The 23,522-nt window shown below is 56.2% G+C and carries 22 protein-coding genes; 6 read left to right on the top strand and 16 right to left on the bottom strand.

The features are described from left to right. Positions 1-132: 132 nt before the first annotated feature. From sufB to KVT34_RS13875, 7 genes are all read right to left on the bottom strand, one after another. Positions 133-1,530, bottom strand: coding sequence for a Fe-S cluster assembly protein SufB (gene sufB, locus KVT34_RS13845; protein ID WP_217559331.1), 1,398 nt, complete (start codon positions 1,528-1,530; stop codon positions 133-135). A 28-nt stretch (positions 1,531-1,558) separates the two neighbouring features. Then, positions 1,559-1,987 (bottom strand): Fe-S cluster assembly sulfur transfer protein SufU, encoded by a 429-nt coding sequence (gene sufU, locus KVT34_RS13850; protein ID WP_217559333.1) that lies wholly within the window; start codon positions 1,985-1,987, stop codon positions 1,559-1,561. Next, positions 1,974-3,200, bottom strand: a complete 1,227-nt coding sequence (locus tag KVT34_RS13855; RefSeq protein WP_217559334.1) for a cysteine desulfurase — start codon at positions 3,198-3,200, stop codon at positions 1,974-1,976. Before KVT34_RS13855 ends, sufU begins: the two co-directional genes overlap by 14 nt. Then, positions 3,197-4,492, bottom strand: coding sequence for a Fe-S cluster assembly protein SufD (sufD, locus tag KVT34_RS13860; RefSeq protein WP_217559335.1), 1,296 nt, complete (start codon positions 4,490-4,492; stop codon positions 3,197-3,199). The genes KVT34_RS13855 and sufD overlap by 4 nt, the downstream gene beginning before the upstream one ends. 32 nt (positions 4,493-4,524) lie before the next feature. Next, complete coding sequence (gene sufC / locus KVT34_RS13865) at positions 4,525-5,361, bottom strand: Fe-S cluster assembly ATPase SufC (protein WP_009671509.1); 837 nt, start codon at positions 5,359-5,361, stop codon at positions 4,525-4,527. A gap of 341 nt (positions 5,362-5,702) precedes the next feature. Beyond that, the gene (locus KVT34_RS13870) at positions 5,703-6,296 is read right to left on the bottom strand and encodes a DUF1802 family protein (protein ID WP_309244091.1); all 594 of its coding nucleotides are present in this window, start codon (positions 6,294-6,296) and stop codon (positions 5,703-5,705) included. A gap of 244 nt (positions 6,297-6,540) precedes the next feature. Beyond that, entirely contained in the window at positions 6,541-6,990 is a 450-nt protein-coding gene (locus KVT34_RS13875) for a Dps family protein (protein ID WP_217559336.1), read from the bottom strand. A 201-nt stretch (positions 6,991-7,191) separates the two neighbouring features. Between KVT34_RS13875 and mtnK the strand changes: the two genes are divergently transcribed. Together mtnK and mtnA are read left to right on the top strand one after the other, a co-directional pair. Next, entirely contained in the window at positions 7,192-8,418 is a 1,227-nt protein-coding gene (mtnK, locus tag KVT34_RS13880; protein WP_217559337.1) for an S-methyl-5-thioribose kinase, read from the top strand. After that, complete coding sequence (gene mtnA / locus KVT34_RS13885; RefSeq protein WP_217559338.1) at positions 8,418-9,527, top strand: S-methyl-5-thioribose-1-phosphate isomerase; 1,110 nt, start codon at positions 8,418-8,420, stop codon at positions 9,525-9,527. The genes mtnK and mtnA overlap by 1 nt, the downstream gene beginning before the upstream one ends. A gap of 250 nt (positions 9,528-9,777) precedes the next feature. Here mtnA and KVT34_RS13890 read toward each other — a convergent pair whose 3' ends face one another. Next, entirely contained in the window at positions 9,778-10,479 is a 702-nt protein-coding gene (locus KVT34_RS13890; protein ID WP_217559339.1) for a TetR/AcrR family transcriptional regulator, read from the bottom strand. 160 nt (positions 10,480-10,639) lie between these two features. Between KVT34_RS13890 and KVT34_RS13895 the strand changes: the two genes are divergently transcribed. Continuing rightward, complete coding sequence (locus KVT34_RS13895) at positions 10,640-12,340, top strand: DHA2 family efflux MFS transporter permease subunit (RefSeq protein ID WP_217559341.1); 1,701 nt, start codon at positions 10,640-10,642, stop codon at positions 12,338-12,340. Between the two features lie 80 nt (positions 12,341-12,420). Here KVT34_RS13895 and KVT34_RS13900 read toward each other — a convergent pair whose 3' ends face one another. Further along, positions 12,421-13,380, bottom strand: a complete 960-nt coding sequence (locus KVT34_RS13900) for an aldo/keto reductase family protein (RefSeq protein WP_217559342.1) — start codon at positions 13,378-13,380, stop codon at positions 12,421-12,423. A 196-nt stretch (positions 13,381-13,576) separates the two neighbouring features. Between KVT34_RS13900 and KVT34_RS13905 the strand changes: the two genes are divergently transcribed. Further along, positions 13,577-13,942, top strand: a complete 366-nt coding sequence (locus tag KVT34_RS13905) for a winged helix-turn-helix transcriptional regulator (protein WP_217559343.1) — start codon at positions 13,577-13,579, stop codon at positions 13,940-13,942. A 78-nt stretch (positions 13,943-14,020) separates the two neighbouring features. Beyond that, complete coding sequence (locus KVT34_RS13910; protein WP_217559344.1) at positions 14,021-14,491, top strand: ester cyclase; 471 nt, start codon at positions 14,021-14,023, stop codon at positions 14,489-14,491. Positions 14,492-14,937: 446 nt separating this feature from the next. Here KVT34_RS13910 and KVT34_RS13915 read toward each other — a convergent pair whose 3' ends face one another. Next, positions 14,938-15,933, bottom strand: a complete 996-nt coding sequence (locus KVT34_RS13915; protein ID WP_217559345.1) for a Gfo/Idh/MocA family protein — start codon at positions 15,931-15,933, stop codon at positions 14,938-14,940. Positions 15,934-16,225: 292 nt separating this feature from the next. Between KVT34_RS13915 and KVT34_RS13920 the strand changes: the two genes are divergently transcribed. Then, entirely contained in the window at positions 16,226-16,846 is a 621-nt protein-coding gene (locus KVT34_RS13920) for a pyridoxamine 5'-phosphate oxidase family protein (protein WP_217559346.1), read from the top strand. Between the two features lie 467 nt (positions 16,847-17,313). Here KVT34_RS13920 and ptsP read toward each other — a convergent pair whose 3' ends face one another. The 6 genes from ptsP to KVT34_RS13950 form a co-directional block, all read right to left on the bottom strand. Beyond that, positions 17,314-19,071 (bottom strand): phosphoenolpyruvate--protein phosphotransferase, encoded by a 1,758-nt coding sequence (ptsP, locus tag KVT34_RS13925; RefSeq protein ID WP_217559347.1) that lies wholly within the window; start codon positions 19,069-19,071, stop codon positions 17,314-17,316. After that, the gene (locus KVT34_RS13930; protein WP_217559349.1) at positions 19,071-19,340 is read right to left on the bottom strand and encodes an HPr family phosphocarrier protein; all 270 of its coding nucleotides are present in this window, start codon (positions 19,338-19,340) and stop codon (positions 19,071-19,073) included. Before KVT34_RS13930 ends, ptsP begins: the two co-directional genes overlap by 1 nt. A gap of 260 nt (positions 19,341-19,600) precedes the next feature. After that, the gene (locus tag KVT34_RS13935; protein ID WP_217559751.1) at positions 19,601-20,335 is read right to left on the bottom strand and encodes an SIS domain-containing protein; all 735 of its coding nucleotides are present in this window, start codon (positions 20,333-20,335) and stop codon (positions 19,601-19,603) included. Between the two features lie 19 nt (positions 20,336-20,354). Beyond that, on the bottom strand, positions 20,355-21,113 hold the full coding sequence (locus KVT34_RS13940; protein ID WP_217559350.1) for a creatininase family protein: 759 nt from the start codon (positions 21,111-21,113) through the stop codon (positions 20,355-20,357). Between the two features lie 13 nt (positions 21,114-21,126). Beyond that, positions 21,127-22,119 carry a phosphotriesterase family protein gene (locus tag KVT34_RS13945; RefSeq protein WP_217559351.1) on the bottom strand — a complete coding sequence of 331 codons (993 nt, stop codon included), beginning with the start codon at positions 22,117-22,119 and terminating at the stop codon, positions 21,127-21,129. 99 nt (positions 22,120-22,218) lie between these two features. Next, positions 22,219-23,514 carry a PTS ascorbate transporter subunit IIC gene (locus KVT34_RS13950; protein ID WP_217559352.1) on the bottom strand — a complete coding sequence of 432 codons (1,296 nt, stop codon included), beginning with the start codon at positions 23,512-23,514 and terminating at the stop codon, positions 22,219-22,221. Positions 23,515-23,522: the final 8 nt, after the last annotated feature.

Raw genomic sequence — 23,522 nt, forward strand, 5'->3', positions numbered from 1 at the left:
AATCATAAAAAACGTGTCCGAGCGATTAAGACACATTAGCGTCAAAGTCACTGCAGACACGTTTTTATACATAGCTCAAAAAATTAAAGAGGAGCGTTGTCCCTCTATGAGCGATACCTTGCGGGACAAGGATTAGCCAATAGAACCTTCCATCTCGAACTTGATGAGGCGGTTCATTTCAACCGCGTACTCCATCGGAAGTTCTTTCGTGAACGGCTCGATGAAGCCCATAACGATCATTTGCGTCGCTTCGCCTTCCGACAGTCCGCGGCTCATCAGGTAGAAGAGTTGATCTTCGGATACTTTCGAAACGGTCGCTTCGTGCTCCAACGTGATGTTGTCGTTCATGATTTCGTTGTACGGAATCGTGTCGGACGTGGATTGTTTATCCATAATCAGCGTGTCGCACTTGATGTTGGATTTCGCGCCTGCGGAGTTGCGGCCGAAGGAAGCGAGTCCGCGGTACGTTACTTTACCGCCGTGCTTGGAGATCGACTTCGAAATGATCGTCGAAGTGGTGTCCGGAGCAAGGTGGATCATTTTCGCACCGGCATCCTGATGCTGGCCTTTGCCTGCAACGGCAATGGACAGAACGGAGCCTTTGGCGCCGCGGCCTTTAAGCACGACAGCCGGGTATTTCATCGTCAGCTTGGAGCCGATGTTGCCATCCACCCATTCCATGTTCGCGCCTTCTTCGGCGACGGCACGCTTGGTTACGAGGTTGTAGATGTTCGGCGCCCAGTTCTGGATCGTGGTATAACGGGCACGGGAGTTTTTGCGGCATACGATTTCAACGACCGCGCTGTGAAGCGAGTTCGTGCTGTAAACCGGAGCGGTACAACCTTCTACATAGTGAACGAAGCTGTCCTCGTCCGTGATGATCAGGGTACGCTCGAACTGACCCATATTTTCCGAGTTGATACGGAAATACGCTTGAAGCGGAACTTCGCATTTTACGCCTTTCGGAACGTAAATGAAGCTGCCGCCGGACCATACGGCGCTGTTCAGCGCGGCGAATTTGTTGTCGCTCGGAGGAATAACGGTTCCGAAATATTCACGGAACAGCTCCGGGTATTCACGCAGCGCGCTGTCGGTGTCCATGAAGATCACGCCTTGATCTTCAAGTTCTTTCTGCATGCTGTGGTAGACGACTTCGGACTCGTACTGAGCGGATACGCCGGCAAGGAACTTCTGTTCCGCTTCCGGAATACCGAGCTTGTCGAACGTTTCCTTAATCTCGGTCGGAACCTCTTCCCACGTCTTGCCCTGCTTCTCGGACGGCTTGACGTAGTACTGGATGTCGTTGAAATCGAGATCATCCAGGTTACCGCCCCAACGCGGCATCGGCATGCTGAAAAACTGTTCCAGCGATTTCAGACGGAACTCGAGCATCCACTCGGGCTCGCCTTTCATTCTGGAAATTTCAGTCACGATCTCAGCGTTCAGTCCTTTTCCCGATTGGAAAATAGACTTGTGCTCGTCCCGAAAGCCGTATTTGTACTCTTCCATATCTGGCATTTGCTTAGCCATCGTACCAACCTCCTTTAATTCTTGTTCATTACGATTGCTTCGTTTGTTCGATTCCCTTGCGCAGCGCGTTCCACGGGAGTGTAGCGCATTTGATACGGGCCGGGAACTTGTTCACGCCGGACAAAGCCTCTATATCTTCGTATTCGAATTCAACGTCTTCGCCCTTCATCAGCTTGGAGAAATTCTCTGCCATTTCGAGCGCTTCTTCGAGCGTTTTGCCTTTGACGGCATCCGTCATCATCGAAGCTGAGGACATCGAAATCGAGCATCCCTCGCCCACATACTTAGCGGCTTTGACTTTTCCGTCTTCTACCTGCATCTGCAAAGTGATTCGGTCCCCGCAAGTAGGGTTGTTCAGGTTGATTGAAACCGATTCGTTATCTTCGAACGACCCGCGGTTTCTTGGCGTTTTATAATGATCCATGATGACTCTGCGGTATAAATCATCCAATTGCATGACCGAAATACTCCTTTGTTTTTAGTAAGCCCTGGACGAGTCGGTCGATGTCATCTTCAGTATTGTATAAATAAAAGCTGGCGCGTGCCGTAGCCGATTGTTCCAGCCAGCGCATCAGCGGCTGGCAGCAGTGGTGACCGGCACGAACGGCGATACCTTCGGCATCCAGCACCGTAGCCACGTCGTGCGGATGAACGTCACCGAGGTTAAAGGTGACAAGCCCGACGCGGTTGTTCCTCGGACCGTAAACATTCAGACCTTCAATCTCAAGCATACGCTCCAGCGCATAGGCAGTCAAGCTGGCATCGTGGTCGGCGATGGCGTCAAGGCCGATCTCCTCCAGGAAGTCGATAGCCGCTCCAAGACCGACGGCACCGGCGATGATCGGCGTTCCCCCCTCGAATTTCCAGGGGAGCTCCTTCCATGTGGAATCGTAAAGATCCACATGGTCGATCATTTCGCCGCCGAATTCGATCGGCTCCATCGCTTCAAGCAGCTCCTTCTTCCCATACAATACCCCGATTCCGGTCGGTCCACACATTTTGTGGCCGGAGAAGGCGAAGAAGTCGCAATCCAGATCCTGCACATCCACCTTCAGGTGAGGAGCGCTCTGCGCGCCGTCCACCATCATCTTGGCGCCGTGACGGTGAGCGATCTCGGCGATGGCTTTCACCGGGTTCAGGACGCCCAGGACGTTGGAAAGATGAACGACCGATACGAATTTCGTGCGGTCCGTAATGGTAGTTTCCACATCTTCAAGGGCGATGGAACCGTCCGGTTGAAGCGGGATATATTTAAGCGTAGCGCCGGTCGCCTTCGCGACCTGCTGCCATGGAATGAGATTACTGTGGTGTTCCATCGGCGTGATGACGATTTCGTCGCCTTCCCCGCAGATGGAGCGGGCATACGAGCTGGCAACCAGATTGATCGCCGTCGTCGTGCCGCGCGTAAAGATGATTTCCTGCTCGGAGCGGGCGTTGATAAAACGGACGACCTTCGCGCGCGCTCCTTCGTAAGCGTCTGTGGCACGGGACCCCAGGGTGTGGACGCCTCGGTGTACGTTCGAATTGTCCCATTCGTAATACTTTTTCAGGGCCTCGATGACTTGGACCGGCTTCTGGGAAGTCGCGGAGCTGTCCAGATAAACGAGCGGATGCCCGTTCACTTCCTGATTCAAAATGGGAAACAGTTCGCGTATCTCCGAAGGTTTCATTGCCCCAGCTTCCTCTCTACCATAGTCTGCAGCTGCTCTTCCAGCTTGGCGATCGGAATCTCCGATACGACCGGAGCCAGGAAGCCGTAAATCAGGAGACGAGTGGCTTCCTCACGGGAGATCCCGCGGGACATCATGTAGTAAACCTGGTCCTGGTTTACTTGGCCCACGCTCGCCGCGTGACCGGCTTTTACGTCATCTTCGTCGATCAGAAGGATCGGATTGGCGTCGCCGCGTGCTTTCGGGCTGAGCATGAGCACACGCTCCGTCTGCTGGCCGTTGGCGCCCGTTGCGCCTTTCTCGATCTTCGTGATGCCATTGATGATGGCAGTAGCCTGGTCTCTCATAACGGCACGCGTAATCATGTCGCTGTTGGAGTTCAGACCGAAGTGAACCGCGCGTGTCGTCAGGTTCAGCTTCTGATCGTTCGTTCCCACGCAGATGACTTTCGCATCCGAGTAAGAGCCGTTACCCTTCAGGATCGAAGTCGTGTCGGACATGGAATTGCCCTGGTTCATCTCACCGACGATCCAGTTCACGCGTCCGTCGTTCTCCACAACGGCGCGGCGGTAAGTCAGATCCGTAACGCCTTCCGTAAGGTTGTGAACCGAAGCGAAATGAACGTTCGCGCCAGGTTTCACGAATACTTCGGTTACCCCGTTTTGTACGAGCGAAGCGCCGGTACCGATAGAAGTAAAGTTCTCCACGTAGGTGACGGAGCTGTTCGTGTCCGCTACGATCAGAATGTGCGGCGAGAAGCTCGCTGCCGAATCATCGGACAGGAACAAGGCTTGCAGCGGAATTTCCACGTTTACGTTCTTCGGAACGTAGAGGAATACGCCGCCGCTCCACGTTGCCGCATGCACGGCCGTCAGCAGGTTTTCGCCCGCTTCGACCGCTTTGCCGAGGTATGGACGGACCAGATCGGCGTGTTCGCGAACCGCGGTTTCAAGATCCGTAAAGATAACGCCGCGGCCGGCAAGTTCTTCGGACAGAGCCCGGTATACGGCGCCGGAGTTCCGTTGAACGATGATGTTCGTATCTCCGACGAGTGTTTTAACCTGCTCCGGCAGCTCGCTGACGGAAGCAAGGGCTTGAGGCTCGCGGTACGTACCGAAAGAGCTCAGGTCCCAACGGTCCAATCTCGTTTTTTCCAATTTAGGCAGTTCCAAAGATCCCGCCAGATTTGCCGCCTGCACGCGCAGATCGGTCAACCACTCCGGCTCCTGTCTGGCTTTCGACGCTTGGGCGACGGCTTGGGAATCAACGGGAAGAATGGTTTGTGTCGTCATATCTATTTCCTCCTAATATATAGCCCAGGCCATTAGTTATATTTCGGTGCGGTTGTGTTCATAGGAACTTGGAATTCTTGCTCGTCGTCATTGCCGACTGTTTCGTCGACGATGCCCAGTTCTTCTTTAATCCAGTCGTAGCCGTCTTTCTCCAGACGCTGTGCCAGCTCAGGGCCGCCGGATTTAACGATTCTACCCTGCATCATCACGTGTACGAAGTCAGGTGTTACATAATCCAGCAGGCGCTGGTAGTGGGTAATGATCAGGAAGCCGCGGTCTTCGCTGCGCATAGCGTTCACGCCGGTAGCGACGATGCGAAGGGCGTCGATATCTAGACCGGAGTCGATCTCGTCAAGAATGACGATACGCGGATCGAGCATCAGCATTTGCAGAATCTCGTTGCGCTTCTTCTCTCCGCCCGAGAAACCTTCGTTCAGGTAACGGTGCATGAACTCCGGATTCATTTCGAGTTCTTTCATTTTGCTTTCCATCTGGCGGATAAATTTGATCAGGGAAATTTCGCTGCCTTCTTCACGGCGCGCGTTGATCGCGCTGCGGAGGAAGTCTGCATTCGTTACGCCGGCGATTTCGCTCGGGTACTGCATGGCGAGGAACAGGCCTGCGCGCGCTCTTTCGTCGACGGCCATTTCCAGCACGTCTTCGCCGTCCAGGCTGATGGAGCCTTCGGTCACTTCATATTTAGGGTGGCCCATGATCGTGGAAGCCAGCGTACTTTTACCGGTACCGTTAGGTCCCATGATGGCGTGGATTTCTCCGCCTTTAACTTCTAGGCTTAAGCCTTTCAGGATCTCTTTGCCTTCGATTTGTGCCTTAAGACCCTCTATTGTGAATACGGGTGCGTTTGCCATAGTGAATTAACCCTCCAACTTTTCAATGAATTTCACTTTATAATCATTCTAATATGATTATCAATGATTCTCAATAGCTTCATCATAGTCTATGCCGCCTGCATAAATCAAGAAAGGGCATTTTCCCCGGTCTATCGTCTTTAAACGCCGTCATATGAGCTTTTTCATTGTGCGGCGAATAAAATTATGTAATTGTTCCCAGAACGCCCGGCTTGCCTCAAAAAGAACTCCGACTGAACAGCACCTGTTCATTCCAAGCTAAACTTATCCCGTCCTCGCCGCGGAAGCCTGTATGGGGCTGCGGCAGTCGATGGAAAGCGACACGGCCGGCTGTATCGAAACTAAGCCCCGTTGACCTGCCCACCGTCCGCCAAAGCTTTCTCCACCCTGTCCACCGCGGCCCGGAACTCTTCGTCGCTCAGCACCGGTGTTCTGCGGGCGGACTCCAGCTCCCCTTGAAGCTCGATCCAGGACTTGCAGCCTTCATAGGAAGGATCGACGTCCAGGGTAACCGGCTTGTCCAGCTTATAGACGCGGAGCAGCATGACATGAAGGGGCTGCTTGCGCTTCCATTTCAATCTTTCCTCCGCAAAGGTCTCGGTCCAGATATGAAAAGGCTGCAGCTTCTCCAGCGTCTCCCCGTCGCTTATTTCGATGTCGCGGACCAATTCGGCCCAGGAGGAAATCGTCACCTGCCTGTCGTCCGGATTCCAGCCGTCCAGCGTTTCTTGAAGCCTCGGCTGCGCGGAATCTTTGATGAGATGCGGCTTCTGATGCTCGTAGGTAGGATACAGGTAAAAAGCATCGGAAACGACGCGGAAATCCCGCGTTTCTTCGCGAATGCCTCCTTTGCGCATGATGAGAATCTGCTCGCCCTGCTCCAAGGCCTGTACGGCCGAAGCCCATTCTTTCAACGCCATGTGGGAATGTGTCACTGTTTACACCTCTCTTGCCCGTTATTCGGCTCACTCCCTCCTATTATAGTAGGCGTTTTCCCAAAAAGCCAAACCCGGCCGGCAAAAATCGCTTTAAAACGACGGTAAATTTTTCGCAAAGGCAACCGCAAAAAGCCGGCGCGCCTCGTTAGAGGCCGCCGGCCGGCTCCGTAACCGGTATTTTGCCCGGACCGCAGGGCATGTGACGCGGCTGCGGTCGGCAAGTTCACACCGCCCGCTTTCGTCAGCCGTTCAGGAAAGAACCGAGCATCCAGCGGTGCTTCTCCAGGGACTGCGTAATGCCAAGCAGCATATCGGCGGTTCCTTCGTCACCGGCTTCCTCCGCTTCTTTCATGCCCGTTTTGCATTCGTTTATGATCGTTTCAAAATCGGCCAGCAGGGCGCGCACCATCGCATCCGAATTCTCGCTGCCCGCGGCTTCCCCGATGCCGGACAATTCCAGGCACTCTTTGAGCGTGGCCACGGGCTTGCCTCCGATCGCGAGCAGACGTTCGGCCAGTTCATCGACATAGCCTGCCGCTTCGTTGTACAGCTCTTCGAACTTCACGTGCAGCGTGAAGAATTGATTTCCTTTTACATACCAATGATAATTGTGGAGCTTGACGTAAAGCACGGTCCAGTTGGCTACCTGTTTGTTCAATACTTTGTGGGCGGAACGGATCGCAATCGACATGACGTACCTCCTGATGTGGGATATCTTCCGGTAGTGTAGGCCGAACGAAGTCGTTTTATGTAAGCCGTGTCCAGGGACCGGAGTCCTAAAAATTGTGTTTCATGCAGGGGTGTTTTCCTTTATACTAGTATTTAAGTCGGAATTAACGGACAACCCGGTACAAGCCGCCACTTATTAATTCTTTCTCAGGAGGAACGCCAAATGACTACGACTTACCATGCGCTGACGGAAGCGGAAGCGATTGCATATGCCCAAGGACTGCCGAACATTTTCGCGCCGGACGCGGTGCTGACAAGCCGTGAGATCGGGGACGGCAATCTTAATCTTGTTTTTCACATCTCGGATGAAAAGTCCGGACGCAGCCTGATTCTGAAGCAGGCGCTGCCTTACGCCAAAGTCGTAGGAGAGTCGTGGCCGCTTACGCTGGACCGCGCGCGGATCGAAAGCGAAGCCCTGCAGCTCCAGGGCTCCCTGTGCCCGGACCTCGTTCCTCACGTATTCGCGTATGAGAAGGAACTTGCGCTGACGGTTATGGAAGATTTGAGCGACCACGTCATTATGCGCAAGGGCTTGATCGAGAAAAACAAATACCCGCTCTTCGCAAAACATATCGGCCGGTTTATGGCACGTACGCTGTTTTTCTCGTCGGATCTCGGTATGAACCAGCAGGAGAAAAAATTGCGGGTCGGCCAGTTCATTAATCCGGAGTTGTGCAAAATCACGGAGGATCTTATTTTCGACGATCCTTACCGCGATTCGGAAAATAACAACATCGAAGATCATTTGAAAGATGCCGTTCAGGCTATCTGGCAGGACCGCGAGCTTCATCTGGAAGTGGCCATTCTGCGCAATACGTTCCTGACGCGCGCCGATGCTCTGCTTCACGGCGATCTGCATACGGGCAGTATTTTCATCAAAGAAGATTCCACGAAAGTAATCGACCCCGAATTCGCCTACTACGGGCCGATGGGCTTTGATATCGGCGCGGTTCTGGCCAATCTGCTGCTGAATTACGCAGGCCAGGAAGGCTGGAGCGCGGGCGAGGCCGAGCGTACGTACTACCGGGAGTACCTGCTGGAAACCGCAAAAGAAGTGTGGACGGTATTCGAGCGTGAATTCCGCGCCCTGTGGGACAATGAAACCGTCGATCCGATGTCCGAAACGCCCGCCTATCAGGACTGGTACATGAACCGCGTTCTTCAGGAGACGTTCGGATTCGCCGGATGCAAAATGGTCCGCCGGATCTACGGCCTCTCGCACGTGGCGGACATTGACGGAATCGAAGACGCCGCGGCACGCGAACGGGCGCAGCGGCTTGCGCTTGCGATCGGCACGACCCTGATTAAACGGGGCCGTCAGGCAAGCTCGATCGACGAACTGATTGCGGCAGCCCGCGAGGCTTCCGTCGCTAAGGAGGGAGTACGCTAATGACTGCAAACGAAAACGGAGTACAAAGCGAAGGCCAGCGCGGCTGGGTCCAGTCCGTCCGCTGGAACGGAGAGCGGCTCGATCTTCTCGATCAGCGGCTGCTTCCCGAGGAAATCGTCTACCTGCCGCTGGAAACGCCCCACGAGGTGTGGGAGGCCATCCGCCACCTGAAAGTCCGCGGGGCGCCCGCAATCGGCATCGCGGCGGCCTACGGGGTCTTCCTCGGCATCCGCGACGCGCAGGAAGACGAGTCGATCTCGCGCGAAGCGAACCGGCGCCGCCTGGCGGGAGAAGTCGCCAAGCAGGCGGACTATCTCGCCACCTCGCGCCCGACGGCCGTCAATCTGTTCTGGGCGCTCGACCGGCTCAAGCGGCTGACGCAGAAGCTTGTCGAGATGGACATTTCGCACGGCGAAATGAAGCAGGCGGTTCTCACCGAGGCCATCTCGATCCAGGCCGAGGATGAAGAAACGAACCGCCGTATCGGCGAGTTCGCCCTGGAGCTGTTCAAGGACGGCATGGGCGTCCTCACGCACTGCAACGCCGGCGGGCTCGCGACGGCGAAGTACGGCACTGCGCTGGCGCCGTTCTACCTCGCGCAGGAGAAAGGCGTCTCGCTGAAGGTGTACGCCGACGAGACGCGTCCGGTCCTGCAAGGCGCGCGCCTGACGGCGTTCGAGCTTCAGCAGGCAGGCGTCGACGTGACGCTGATCTGCGACAATATGGCCGGCGCCGTCATGAAGAAGGACTGGGTGCAGGCCGTCATCGTCGGCACCGACCGCGTGGCCGCCAACGGCGATGTGGCCAACAAAATCGGCACGTACAGCGTGGCCGTGCTCGCCAAAGCCCACGGCATCCCGTTCTATGTGGCGTGTCCGATGTCCACGATCGACCTCAGCACGCCGACAGGGGAAGATATTCCGATCGAGGAGCGCGGCGAGGAGGAAATTACGCAGGGCTTCGGCAAGCGTACCGCCCCGCAAGGCGTCAAGGTGTACAATCCGGCGTTCGACGTGACGCCGAACGAATACGTGACGGCGATCATCACGGAAAAAGGGATCGTACGAGAGCCTTTCGCGGAAAATCTCGCCAAATTATTCGAAGAATAATCCACCGGTTGTTCCGGTGAACAAAAAGCCAGCCCGGTATAATTCCGGGCTGGCTTTTCGCGCTGCGTATTGCGTGGCAATGCTTACGGCTGAGATGATTCGGGCTGTTCAGGCCGTTTATGCCGAGCGAGATACCCTGATGTTCATGAGGTTCATGCTGTCCATGATGTCCATGGAACACGGGACGCTTCCTCCAAAGATCAGAGCATTTGCCGCGTTTGATCGCGTGTACTTCTCTTTCGGGTCGGGATTAAGACGGGGAGCTTTCCCCCCGCGATGCTTTTTCGGCTTTAAGCGCCTTCTGGATGATGACGGGCATATCCGGAAGGTCCTTCCAGATATCGAGCGAATCTTTCTCCGCTCCGAGCAGCTTTTCCAAAATTCCACCGATGGCTTGAAGCTTCGTCACCACCTCTTCCACCGTCCAGGCGAAAATACCCGGATCGTAGAGGAAGAACAAACCGACCATAAAAAACTCAACCACTTCCCGGGGATGGCTCGTATGGAAGCTCCCCTCCCCGATCCCCTGCTCGATAATGCCCGTAATGAAAGGCGTGTATGCCTTGACGGATTCCACGAGCATTTTTTGATGAAGAAGCGCGTTGTTCTCATGGTGCATGTAATCCAGATTTTCCAGATTTTCTCCCCGTTTCACGAAATCTTCTTTCATGACCTTGACGATTTTCTCCTGCCCGGACAGCTCCGGGTCTTCCGCAATGGACTCAATAAGCCCCATGTGCTCGTCCAGCATACGCCGGATCATCGCGTCCGCCAGCTCGTCCTTCGACTTAAAATAATAATAAAAGGTCCCTTGGGCGACCCCGACTTGTTTAACGATATCGCTAACCGCCGTGCGTTCGTATCCCTTCACCCGGAACAGCGACTCCGCAGCGGATAAAAGCTCCTGTTTGCGTTCCTCCGGACTTTTCGTTACACGTGCCAACTTCTCCACCGCCTTTATGCCCGCCTGCCCGATTCCGGTTGAAAAATAATCGGAGAGCGAGGCTCTTTCTTTTAAATTTAACTATTGACTGTCAGTCAGTCAATGTTATATAGTTTTTTCATCGACTGATTGACAGTCAGTCAATTATATCTACGGAGGTTTCCCATCCATGCAAAAATCACGCAAGATTCCCGCCATCCTTACTCTTCTGCTCGGTTTTTTTATGGCGATTCTCGACACTAGCATCGTCAATGTCGCGCTTCCCCGGATGAGCGAGTTTTACGGCGCCGACACCGCCGGCATTTCCTGGGTCGTGAACGGCTACAGCCTGTCGTTCGCCGTTTTTCTGCTCGCCGCTTCCCGCCTCGCCGACCAGTTCGGCCGTAAAAAAGCGTTTATGACCGGCTTATTCCTTTTTACCTTGAGTTCCCTTCTGTGCGGCCTGGCCGGCTCAATCACGTCCCTCATCCTTTTCCGTGTTCTGCAAGGGATCGGCGCGGCATTGATCACCCCTCTGGTTGCCCCCTTGCTGCTGGCCCTGTTTCCTCCCGAAAAGAAAGCCGTCATGATGGGCATTACCGGCGCTTTGGCCGGCCTTGCGGCCGCAAGCGGACCCGCCCTGGGCGGCGTGCTCTCGTATCAGCTCGACTGGCAGTGGATTTTCTACATTAATATCCCGATCGGCGCCCTGGCTCTCGTGCTGGCTGCCTCCTCCCTGGCGGAATCTTACGATCCGACGGCTACGCGAAAGCTCGACTGGGGCGGTATGCTGACGGTATCGGCCGCTTCGCTGACCTTGACGCTCGCTTTTATGCAGGCGAACGAGAAAGGCTGGGCTTCTCCTTATATTTTGTCCCTTTTCGCGGCGGCTCTGGTTTCGCTCCTCCTGTTCCTATGGATCGAGTCCCGTGTAAAAGAACCGATGCTTCCGCTGTCTCTTTTCAGGATCAAACGGTTTCCGTCCGGCAATCTCGGCCTGTTCCTGCTCGGCATCGGCATGACTGGCCCGACCTTCATCCTCGCGTTCTTCCTCACGCAGGTAATCGGCATGACGGAGCTGCGCGCGGGACTCATTATAAGCGTCCTTGCCGTCGCTTCCATGATCTGCTCCGTGCTTGCCGCCAAAGGCGCCGCCAAGCTGGGCCCGCGTATATTCTCGGTTACCGGAATGATCCTGCTTGCCCTCGGAACTTACCTGCTGGCGGGACTCACGACCGAGTCCTCGACGATGGATTACATCTGGCGCCTGGTCATAGCCGGAATGGGAACCGGCATGGCGATCGCGAATTTGACGGCAACTACCGTCCTGCTTCCTCCGCCGGAAAAAACGACCATCGCCATGGGCATCGGCACCATGGCCAGAACGATCGGGAGCGCGCTCGGCATCGCCGTTCTCGTTACTCTGCTGTCCCAATCCATGCAGACCGAGATGGCCTCCGCCAAAACAGAGCTGGCGGAACGGATCGCAAGCAGCTCTCTGTCCGGGGAGAGCAAGGCGGGACTCGCCGAAGCACTGCAGCAGCAGGCCGGAAGCCGCAGGGCCGCTTCGGGAAGCGCCTCAGGGGCGATGCAGGGTCTGCTCGACCAATTGGACCGCAAGGAGCGGGAACAGCTTCAAGCCGCGTCCCCCGATGCGGCCGGGCGGGTGAAAGAAACATTCGCCAAAGATAAAGCGGAGCTTCAAGGCCTGCTCCCTCAGCTTCAGGCGACGTTGAATACCCATACGACGGGCGCGTTCGGCCTCGTGTTTAAAATCAGCTGCCTGGCTCTGCTTCTCGGCGCCGTCTGCGCTTTCGTGAACGGACGAAGGGCGGCGGAACCCGCACAGGAAGCGGAACGTGTGGAAAATGCCCTCCGTTCCCCGCAGTAGGCGGACGGCAAAACAAAATCACCGGTTCCAGGAACCGGTGATTTTTTGTGTGTCTGTTCGTTTATGGCGTCCCGAACCGGTTACTTCCCGGCCGCTCCGCTCCCCGAGAGAACCGCCTCGATCCGCTCCAGCACGTCCGCCGCCAGCTTCACGCCTTCGGCCTTCACGTTCTGCTCCACCTGCTCCGGACGGCTCGCGCCTACGAGGGCGCTCGCTACGTTCGGCTGGCGCAGAATCCAGGCAAGGGCGAGCTGTCCCACGGTAAGATCCAGCTCCGCCGCGATGCCTTCGAGCTGATTCACCTTGGCGATGTTCTCCGCCGTAACGGCGCCGCGCATCGTTTCGACTTTGGCGGCGCGGCTGTCCGCCGGAATGTCGTCCGCCGACTTGTATTTGCCGGTCAGGAGCCCCTGCGCCAGCGGCGAGAAAACGACCTGACCGATTCCTTTTTCCTCGCCCAGGGAGATGATATCTTTCTCGATATAGCGGTTGAACATGTTGTAAACCGGCTGGTTGACGACGATTTTATCCAGCAGATATCTTTCGGCCAGACCAAGCGCATCCGCCATTTGAGCCGCCGTCCATTCGCTTACCCCTATGTAAAGCACTTTGCCCTGGGTAACGAGATCGTCGAGGGCGCGGAGCGTTTCCTCCAGCGGCGTCTCGGGATCGTACCGGTGGCAGTAATAAATGTCGACGTAATCGGTTCCCAGTCTTTTCAGGCTGGCATGCGCCTGCTCCATGATATGCTTGCGGGAAAGGCCTCTGTCGTTCGGTCCTTCACCCATCGGCCAGAAAGCTTTCGTCGCCAGCACGTAAGATTCGCGCGGATATTCCTTCAAAGTGTCGCCGACCACCTTCTCGGCTTCCCCCTGCTTGTAAACGTTTGCGGTATCAAAAAAGTTAACGCCCAAATCGTAAGCTTTACGGATCGATTGAACCGCATTGTCACGTTCGACGTAGCCTCCATAAGTAAGCCAGCTTCCGAGGCTAATCTCACTGACCTTCAAGCCCGACCGTCCGAGTCTGCGATAGTGCATGTTCCATAAACCTCCCCAATCTGTTTTCACGAAGCGGACAAGCCGCCTCCCATTGCCATCATAAAATACTTTCTATATGATGAACAGTAGTGATCTTTTTTTGATCATACCCATAAAATTGTAGCTGCTACACTTTTGTTTAGTAAGACTCAGGCCTTGCGGCGGACTTATTCTTTTAAAAGGGGGAAGCGCCTTCATGACAGCCCGATCCGGGAAAACACCGGCGGAACCGGCGGCAAGCAGCTATATTCCGAAGGAGCCCTGCGTCATTGAATGCTCCATTGAAAAAACGCTCGATGTCATCGGCGGAAAATGGGCGTTTCTGGTGATCCGGGAGCTTTTCGACGGAACGAGACGCTTCGGAGAGCTTCAGCGCAGCATTGCTTCGATCAGCCCTACCGCACTGACGAATATTCTCCGCCATCTGGAGAAACAGGGCGTGCTCGAACGGAAAGCCTTTGCGACCGTACCGGTTACGGTGGAATACACGCTGACGCCGAAAGGCCGCGATTTACACAAAATTTTAAAAGAAATGAAGCTCTGGGCCGCAAAATGGACCTGACGGACACAGGGACGAATTATTCGGTCCACGGCAGCTGAGACATAACATGCCGATACATAAGAACGGGGGAAAAGAATCATGACAGCTTTAAGACCGGAAGAAGTGGTCAAACGTTTTTTTGATGAAGTGCGGTCGGGGAAAAAACTGGCGGCCGCTCCCGAACTGATGGCCGGTAAAATATTCGCCCACCAGGTCCAATCGGAGCAAGAAGTGACGGTCGAGCGCACGCCCGAAGTTTATGCGGAGCACGTGCAGGAAATGCTCGATGCCTACGGCCCCTTCACCCTGGAAGTGCAGGAGCTGCTGGGCTCCGGCGACCGAGTGTACGTACGCTGGAAGCAGACGGGAACGCACATCGGCGAAGTCGACGGCTATCCGCCGACCGGCCTGCCCGTTATCGAGCTGGCGAGTGCGGTGTACCGGGTGGAGAACGGCAAAATCGCCGAGTACTGGATCCAGATCGACCGGGCCGGTATCGAACGTCAGCTGAAACGCAATGCGGCGGAAGCAGAGGCGGCAATAGTCACGGCTGACGGTGCGGCGAACTAGCGGGCAGACACCGGAGCTTGCGGGGTCGGGGTATGGAGCGGGGAAGCTGCGGATATCTACGCTTATTGGTTGAAGAGATACGTGATACGTGATACGTGATACGTGATACGTGATACGTGATACGTGATACGTGATACGTGATACGTGATACGTGATACGGCAAATGGTAGATGAATGTCCCGGAAAGTACAAGAAAAGAAGCCGGTTAACCGGCTTCTTTTTCTGTCTTTAAGGGGCGCGATGCCTGAAGAAAATGATCCGACAACGAGATGAATCCGGAAGCCCCGGCTGATTTCTGCCGAGGCCATGCGCAGGCGCTGTCAAAACGTCTCCGTCGGCTGCTGTGCCCCATTTCCGCAACGTACGCAGCATCCCACCGCATGTCGCAACACAAGCTGCTGTCAAGCGTATAATGTGACGTCGCAGGACGGCGGGTTCTCTTTCCTCTACAGCTTAACGGCGCAGCCGCTCGCCGCCGAGGCGTTGGACGCTTCCATCAAGCGGGTGAGGTCCGCAGCCAGAAGCAGGTTCTCCTCCGCCCGGGTGCCGGACTGGATATGCGCCACCCACTGCTCGAAAGCGGAAGGCTTCGCCTGCGGGAGTTCCGTGACCGTCTGCCACTCCTCCCCTTCCTGCACCCGCGTACGAAGCAGGAGCTTGTCGTCGTGCTGGGAGTACAGCAGCGTGCCCTGCGTGCCGTGAATCTCGATCACGAACGGGGAATGGCTGTTCACAAAGCCCGCTTCCACGATGCCCAGAGCGCCGTTCGGATAACGCAGTACGCTCACCGCGTTATCTTCTGCGGAGCGTCCCGTCACGCTGCCGTAATTCGCCGTTAGGCTTTCCGGCATCCCGAGGAACAAGCGGGTCAGGTACATCGGATGGCAGCCCAGATCAATCATGGCGCCTCCCTGCGCAGCGGATTCGTCGAAGAAACGCTCGGGAAGCCAGCCGCCCCCTTCTTCCCGGCTCAATCCGCCGTTATGGGATAGTCTTGTACGGACCAGCGTCAGTTTTCCGAGGACTCCCTGTTCGAGAATGTCCCGAATCGCCAGCGTGTACGGAGCGTTCAATCTCGGCAGCGAAACCGTCATGACCACTCCCGCTTCGCGGACCGCGCCCATAATCTCGTCGCATTCTCTCGTCGTGGCGGCGACGACTTTTTCCGTGAAGATATGCTTGCCCGCTTTAGCCGCCGCCACCATTACGTCCCGGTGAAGATGGGTCGGGGTTGTCACGATAATGCCGTCGATCTCATCGTCGGCAAGCAGTTCAGTCAGGTTTTCGTAAAATGGAATTCCGCGGTTTTCCGCTTCTTTGCGGCCTCTGGCCGGGTCTTCATCCCAGATCGCGGCAACCTGAGTGTCCGGATGCTGGTTGGCGTCTTTCTCGTAATCCAGGGCGTGGACGTGCCAGAAACTGAGCAGAGCGACTTTTAACATAAGAAAATACCTCCATTATGTCTGGTTGGTTTCGGTTAGCCGATGGAGCGAAGCCCCGGTCCGGCGCATGCCTTTTGTATGGGAAGTTGGCATTGAAGAGCAGCGGCTTCATTGTTTTGCACGAATTTGAACGCGCGTACATTAAGCAATGAACCTTCACCCGCCCCTTTTGCCTGTGACCGACAGCAACTGGTCCACTAAAAATAGCGTAAAGTGGCTCTTCAGAAAAGTCAACCGTCCCGCTAAGATGAAAAAAACAGCCGCAAGCAGGCAAATTACAGGGGTGGAGACTTTGAGAAGAAAAGAATTCGGTGTGGAAGACTGGCAGGAAATCGAGCAGTTTATGAGCGAAATGACATTCGGAATTCTGGGAACGATCGGCGAGGACGGGTACCCGAATTTAAAAGCTCTTAATTTTGTATACGCGGACGGCGCGATTTATGCCCACGGAAGCAAAGTCGGCGAAAAAATTTCGGACCTGGGCCGGAATCCTCTCGTCACTTTCTCCATAGCCAAAGAGTATGCGCTCATTCCTTCCTATTTTACGGAGCCCGTGTACGCCTGTCCGGCGACAGCCTTCTTTAAGTCCGTCGTGATAAAAGGCAAGGCTGTCCTCGTGGAAGATTTGGAGGAAAAAGCGAAGGCGTTCGGCGTCTTCATGGAAAAGCTTCAACCCGAGGGAGGCTATGAGCCTTTCTCCCTGGAGAATCCGGGCTACGTCAGCCAAATCCGCGGTGTCGCCGTGATCCGTATCGACGTGGAAGACCTGTCCGCCAAGTTCAAGTTCGGCCAGAACATGAAAGGCGCCAAGCGCGAAGCCGTTGTGAACGGACTCGAAAACCGCGGGAAAGAACTGGACGAGGAAACTGTCCGTCTGATGAAGCTGTATTGTCCGGCGCACCGGGAGGGATAACGGACGGACAAGGGCTCCCCTCCAGGTAAGGAACGCTCCCGTGTCGTCCGTTTGGACAGCGGGCTTACCTGCTGCCCCCGACAGCCACCATGCGACGCCCGCCGCAAAGGGGAGACGCAAGCGCGATGTGTAAGGTAGCAGCCTCCCCCGCTGATCGAACGGCCGTACAGGGCAGGAGGTAGACGCAAACTGCGCCCCCCTTGCCGGAAGGCAGACAAATCCGAACAACCCGGTTCCGCTCTACACGGAACCGGGTTGTTTTGGATTTGCCGACTATCGGAGAGCGCCTGCATCCGAATCGCGATCAAGGGTTTAATTTGACCCCAAAGATGGAACAACCGGGTTCTTCCGAAGTGGGAATCCCCCTTCACGGGTGACACAAGCAAGCGGCCGCTCCCGCACTAAACCTAACATCTGTTTCAATCTTCGCGTCAGCGTAAGTGTTCCGACCACTTCGCCGGCGGGATTTAAACAGATTTAGACTCGCGGAACTCCTCAAGCGCATGACGCACCGCCTGAGGCGTGTCAAGAAGCAGCACCCGCTCCGCAAGCTCGCGGCACTCTTGACGATCCAGCCCGGCCAGCACTTCTTTCAGCGGGCTGAGACGCCCCGCCTCCATGCTCCACTCGTCCAGTCCGAGACCGAGCAGAAGCGGCGCGGCCAACGGATCGCCCGCCATGCCGCCGCACATGCCGGTCCACTTGCCGGCCGAGTGCGAAGCTTCGATCACGGTGCGGATCAGCTGGAGAACGGCCGGATGGAAATAGTCGTACAAGTACGCCACGTGCTCGTTCATCCGGTCCACGGCCAGCGTATACTGGACCAGGTCGTTCGTCCCGATGCTGAAGAAGTCGACTTCCCGGGCAAACTGGCCCGCCATCACGGCCGTGGAAGGAATCTCGACCATGATGCCGACTTCCATGTTCTCGTCGAACGGCACGCCTTCCTGTCTCAGCTCCGCCTGCGCTTCCGCCAGGATTTCTTTGGCCTGCCGCCATTCCTGCAGGCCGGAGATCATCGGGAACATCACCTTCACCTTGCTGAAGGCGCTGGCCCGCAGAACCGCCCGCAGCTGCGTGAGCAGCAGCTCCTTGCGGCTGAGGCCGATCCGTATCGCCCGGTAACCGAGGAAGGGGTTCACTTCCTTCGGCAGCTGCAGATACGGAAGCTCCTTATCCCCGCCGATATCCATCGTGCGGATGATGACGGGGCGGCCCTCCATAAGCTGGGCCGCTTCCAGGTAGGCACGGTACTGTTCTTCCTCCCCCGGCATAGACGGGGAATTCATGAACAGGAACTCCGTGCGGTACAGCCCCACGCCGTCCGCTCCCTGTGCGGCGGCGGCTCCGGCTTCCGCGGCGGTTCCGATGTTCGCCGCGAGCTCCACGCGCGTACCGTCCGCGGTTACCGCGGGACGGGCCGCGTACGCCTCGAGCGACTTGCGGCGCTCGAGATCCTGCCCCATGCGGAGCCGGTACTGCCCCGCTTCGGCTTCTCCCGGCCGGGCGATGCACAGCCCGGCGGCTCCGTCGACGACGAGGGTGTCCCCGTCGTCAATGCCGTCCACGGCATCGCCTGCGCCGACGATGGCGGCGATGCCGAGCGACCGCGCCAGAATGGCGGTGTGGGAGGTCGCCCCGCCCGTGCGGGTGATAAAGCCGACAACCTTGGCCGGGTCGAGCTGCACCGTGTCGGACGGCGTAAGATCGTCGGCCACGAGGATCACCTCGCCGGTGATTCCCTCAAGACCGGCTCTCTCTTCGGGCGACAGGCAGGCCAAGAGGCGGCTTCCGATATCGCGGATATCAGCGGCGCGCTCTTTCATGTAGTCGTTGGTCATCCCTTCGAACCAGGAGGCGACCTGGCTTACGATTTCGGAGACGGCCTGCGGAGACGGCTCCAGCTTTTCCCGGACCCGGGCTTCCATCTTCGGATAGAAAGCCGGATCGTCCAGCAGCTTCCGCTGGCCCGCCAAAATACCGGCCTGCTCTTCACCGACGGTTTCCTTCGCCTTCTCCGTGAGCCGTTCCAATTCGTCCGCGCAGAGGGCTCTGGCTTCTTTAAGCTTAGCAAGCTCAGCCTCGATAACGGCCGGATCAGCCGCAATAGGCTTCCATTCGGCAGACGCTTCGCCCGCATTCCCTTGCGCTGCGCGGTAAACGAATGCCTGCGCGATGCGGATTCCTTCCGAAACGCCGATTCCCTGAATATGCAGCCCCTTCATTAGGCTTCACCGAACTTGCTTTCGACAAGCTGCGCCAGCGCTTCAACGGCTTCCTTCTCTCCGTCGCCGCTGGCTTCAATCGTCACGACAGCTCCCTTTTCAATGCCGAGCGTCATCAGCTCCAGCATGCTTTTGCAATCCGCCGTGCGTCCGTCTTCGGTCTTCAGGTGCACCTCTGCTCCAAACTGGCCGGCTGTTTCAGCAAAAAGCTGAGCCGGACGGACATGAAAACCTTGCGCGTTCTGTATGGTTACTGTTTGTGCGAACATGTCGTTCCTCCTCACCCGTTCACCGCCGGATCAAGACCGCAAATAAAAGGATAGGGATGTATGGTTTCTCCCGACAGCTATCCGCTTATGTTTTGCAAGTCGTCTTTCGGCGATTGTTCCCGGTTAACGTTTTTTGGGGTTGATTGTACAAATTCCGTTCTCTGGTCTGCTTATCTCTCTATTACTCCACACATTTACCGGATCTGAGCCGGATACAACCTTCTGTTTGATTTGCGGTTGTTTTTCTCTGTTAAGTCAGGTTACGCCAGCAGGGCGATCCGCTCTTTGTACGTTTGGATCAGCGCCTGGTTGTGCGCATCGGAACCGTCGATGTTGCCGCTCAGGAACACCGGCGGGTTAAAGCCGTTTTCGATCATGATTTCAATGGACTCGGCAAAAATGGCGTTCAGGATCGCGGCTCCGATCACGGTCGAGCTCGGTGTGAAAGGGACTTGCAAGCCCGGATGATTCAGCACGGCGTCTCCTTTGACCGAGAAGTTGTCGATCACGAGATCCACCGCTTCGGACAGATGCTTGCCGCTGGTATGCCGCGACGGCTGGCTCATGGAATATTCCAGGGAAGTAATCCCGACGGTAACGGCGCCTTTCTCCTTCGCCATCAGGGCGACATCGACCGGAACCGGATTGCGGCCCGAAGTGGACAGGACAAAGACGACTTCACCCTTGCGGATGTCCTGCTCCTTCATGAAATCGACCGCCAGATCGTTCTGTCTCTCCAGCTCCGACGAGCGTACCGCGCCTTCATGCAGCATCAGCTTTTCGACGAAGATCGGACGAATCGGGACAAGCCCGCCTGCCCGGTAGAATACTTCCTCCGTCAAAATGTGCGAATGGCCGCAGCCGAACAAATGAATAATGCCGCCGTCCTGAATGCAGGCCGCCACTTTCTCGGCCGCTTCACGAATCGGTCCGGCCTGTTCGGTCCGGACTTTGTTCAGCAGCTCGCCGATCACATCAAAATACGTATTCATCATCATAGCTCTCACCCCGTTGTCAGTCTGTTGAATCTTGGTGATCTCCGTCTTCCAAAGCCCGCTTGGCCCGCAACAGCATTTCGGCCATCACGTCCAGGCTGCGTTCGATAATCTTCTCGCCCTTCTCCCGGGTAGCCAGCGTGGCGTCGCCGAGAACGGCGGAGGACGTGATTTCCTCCCATGGCGTCGGCGTACAGTCCGCTTCCGCGTTTATGCGGGGAGCGCCGTCTATGGCTTTGCTCATGTCCACGAACTCGCCGGCCAGATAAAGCATGTAGGACGTCTCGATTTCGTCGGCATGCATATAGGTGCCGTGGGCCGCCGAAGACTCCCTGACCTGAGCGGTGATTTCTTTCGTGCCCGGATAAAAGAAATAGAACACTTTCAGCTCAGGCACCCGCTCATAGAGAACCCTAGCGGCTTCCTTAAGCGCGACCGCATTGCCCAAATGGCCGTTGACCATCGTGAAAATACGGAAGCCCTGCTGGTACAGGCTCTCGCCGATATCGGCCAGCAGCCGGATCAGCGCCTCGTTGGAGACGTTGATGCTGCCCGGAAAATTCCGCAGGCTCCACACCTGGCCGTAAGGCAGGACCGGAAGCACGAAGCTGTCCGTGCGGGCCGCCAGTTTGTCCGCCAGCCGTTCGGCAAGCAGATTGTCGGTGCCGAGCGGCAGGTGAGGACCGTGTGCTTCCACGGCTCCGATAGGCAGGATCGCCGCCCGGAATTGTCGGATTTTGTCCTGCACCTCGTACGAGTTTTCGTGCTCGAATTTCATCGTGCGCGCCTCCTTACTTTTTGAATGAGAAGCAGTTGGCCGGGTTGCTTACGAAAAATTTCTCGATCAGCTTCTGCCCGTCGAATCCGTTGCGGTTCGCTTCGTCCACAAAGCGCGGCACCCACTTCGCAATGATGTACTCCAGGCCGAGGCCGTGGTCGTAATGCTTGTAATAGGTTTTGCGGGCGGTATCCCCGCTGATCAGAATCTGATCCTCATAGCCCTTGCTCACGAGATTGAGAATCAGTGCGATCCGCGTGCTTTCGGGGGCGTACTTGATTTTGCCGATGCCGTCAAAGCTCATGTAAGCGCCGGTTGCGGCGATCTGCTCGTGATAGTAAGGGTCCGGGTTGCGGTCCATATGGCCCAGGCTGAGGTACGACAGGTTCACGCCCTCGCTTTTCAGAAGCTCGATTTGCTCCAGCGCCATGGTGCCGACTTCCGTATGGGAATGCACGGGAGCTTTCGTTTCGTGGTGGGCGCGCGCTACCGCACGGAGTGTTTTCTCTTCCAAGGGCGTAATGCGGTTATAACCCGTCCCGAATTTGACCTGGCCCGCTTTGAAAGGAGTTCCTTCAAGGCCCTCTTCCACTTCGCGGATGACGAAATCGGCCAGCTCGTTGATGCTTTTCGCTTCGATCCATTGGGTATAGGTTTCATAATCACCGGTGAGCGGCTTCAGTTCTTCTTTGATTTTGGCATCCCAGAGGAAGCTTTTGTTGAAGCCCGCCGTGCCTACGATCTTAATGCCCGTTTCCAAGGCAATTTCCTGCACCGCCTGGACGTCCCGGCCGTAATCGACCGCCGTCGCATCCACAATCGCGTGTCCGCCGTGCTTTTTAAAATCAAGAACGTCTTGCTTGGATTTCTCTTTATCGTCCAGCAGCAGATCGTCCTCTCCCCGTTCCTGCCAGAAGGCCGGACGGCATACAATATGTTCGTGGGAATACGTAAAGCCCAGATCCTCTTTGGCGATGTCTCCATGTAAGGTACGGATATAGCTCATAACGTGTCTCCTCCACTCTTTTTTTCTGAAAAGAAGACGGCGGAGCTTAGCGCTGTCACCGTCTTGTTGTCTTTGGGCTTTCGGCCCGCACTGCTTTAGTTAAAAGAACAATTTAGCCAGGAAGTTCAAAATCGGACCGATGATGAACATATCGGAATCCGCCGCCCACATGGCCGTATCCGGCACCGTGGAAGAGATAAAGAAGCGGACCATGAGGAATTGTCCCCAGGCTACGATCGTGGCCGTAATGAATCCGCCGATCACTGCCCCGCGGACGCCGCCCGTCGAGTTCCCGAACACGCCGGCCGTAGCCCCGTGGAAGAACAAGACGATCATCGTCGGAACGAAGATGTAGGAAACGGTGTTACCGAGCACGAGCAGCCAGATAATGGCGCCCGCGAAAGCTCCCAGGAAGCCGAGTACGACCGCATTCGGCGCGTACGGATACACAACCGGCGCGTCCAGTGCCGGCTTGGCTCCGGGTACGAGTTTTGTAGCGATCCCGTTGAAGGCCGGAACCAGTTCGCCGACAAACATCCGGACCCCCATCAGAACGATGGCGATACCGCCCGCGAACGTAAACGATTGGATGATCGAATAGATAATGAAGTTCTGATCGCCCGATTTCGCCATCAGTTCGGCGGCGGCAGGCGTTCCTTTCGTCGAAAGGATAATGGCCCCGATCAGGAACAGAATCCCCATGCTGAGCGCTGTAATGACGTTGGAATCACGGAGGAATTCGAAGCCTTTCGGCACTTTGATTTTCTCCGAGTCGTTGTTTTTGTTGCCGAGCAGTTTACCGAACAGGGCTGCCAGCAGGGCAACCGAGGCCGATGTGTGACCGAGGGCGATGTTATCGTTGCCCGTTACTTTGCGCAGGAACGGCTGAACGAGAGCCGGCTGGAATGTCCAGTACAGACCGAGCACGACGGCAATCATCAGCACAAGCTTCCAAATGGCGATACCGCTTGCGGCATGCACGATCACACCCGCGAAGATCGTGGAAGTCCAGAACATCATGTGACCGGTCAGATAAATGAATTTAAACCGGGTAAAACGGGCCAGCGCAACGTTGATCAGGAAGCCGACGAGCATCGCCAGCGTGACGGCGCTTCCGTATTTGCCGTTAAACGCCTCCTGCCCCATAAACGACCCGAGCGAGCCGGCCTCCAGACCGAAGACCTCTTTCCACATCGGCTCGAAGACGTTCAATGCTTTGACGATAACATCGGAACCGGCGCCGATTACAAGGAAACCGATAATAGCTTTAAAGGTACCGCTTACGAGCTGGCTCGTCGATTTCTTCTGGAGCAGAAGGCCGACCAGAACGATGAACCCGAGCAGAATGGCCGGTGTTCCGAAAATATTGGTGGCGATCCAAAAAAGTACGTCCATAAAGACCC

It is taken from the genome of Paenibacillus sp. GbtcB18, assembly GCF_019091125.1.
Taxonomy (GTDB): Bacteria; Bacillota; Bacilli; order Paenibacillales; family NBRC-103111; genus Paenibacillus_F; species Paenibacillus_F chitinolyticus.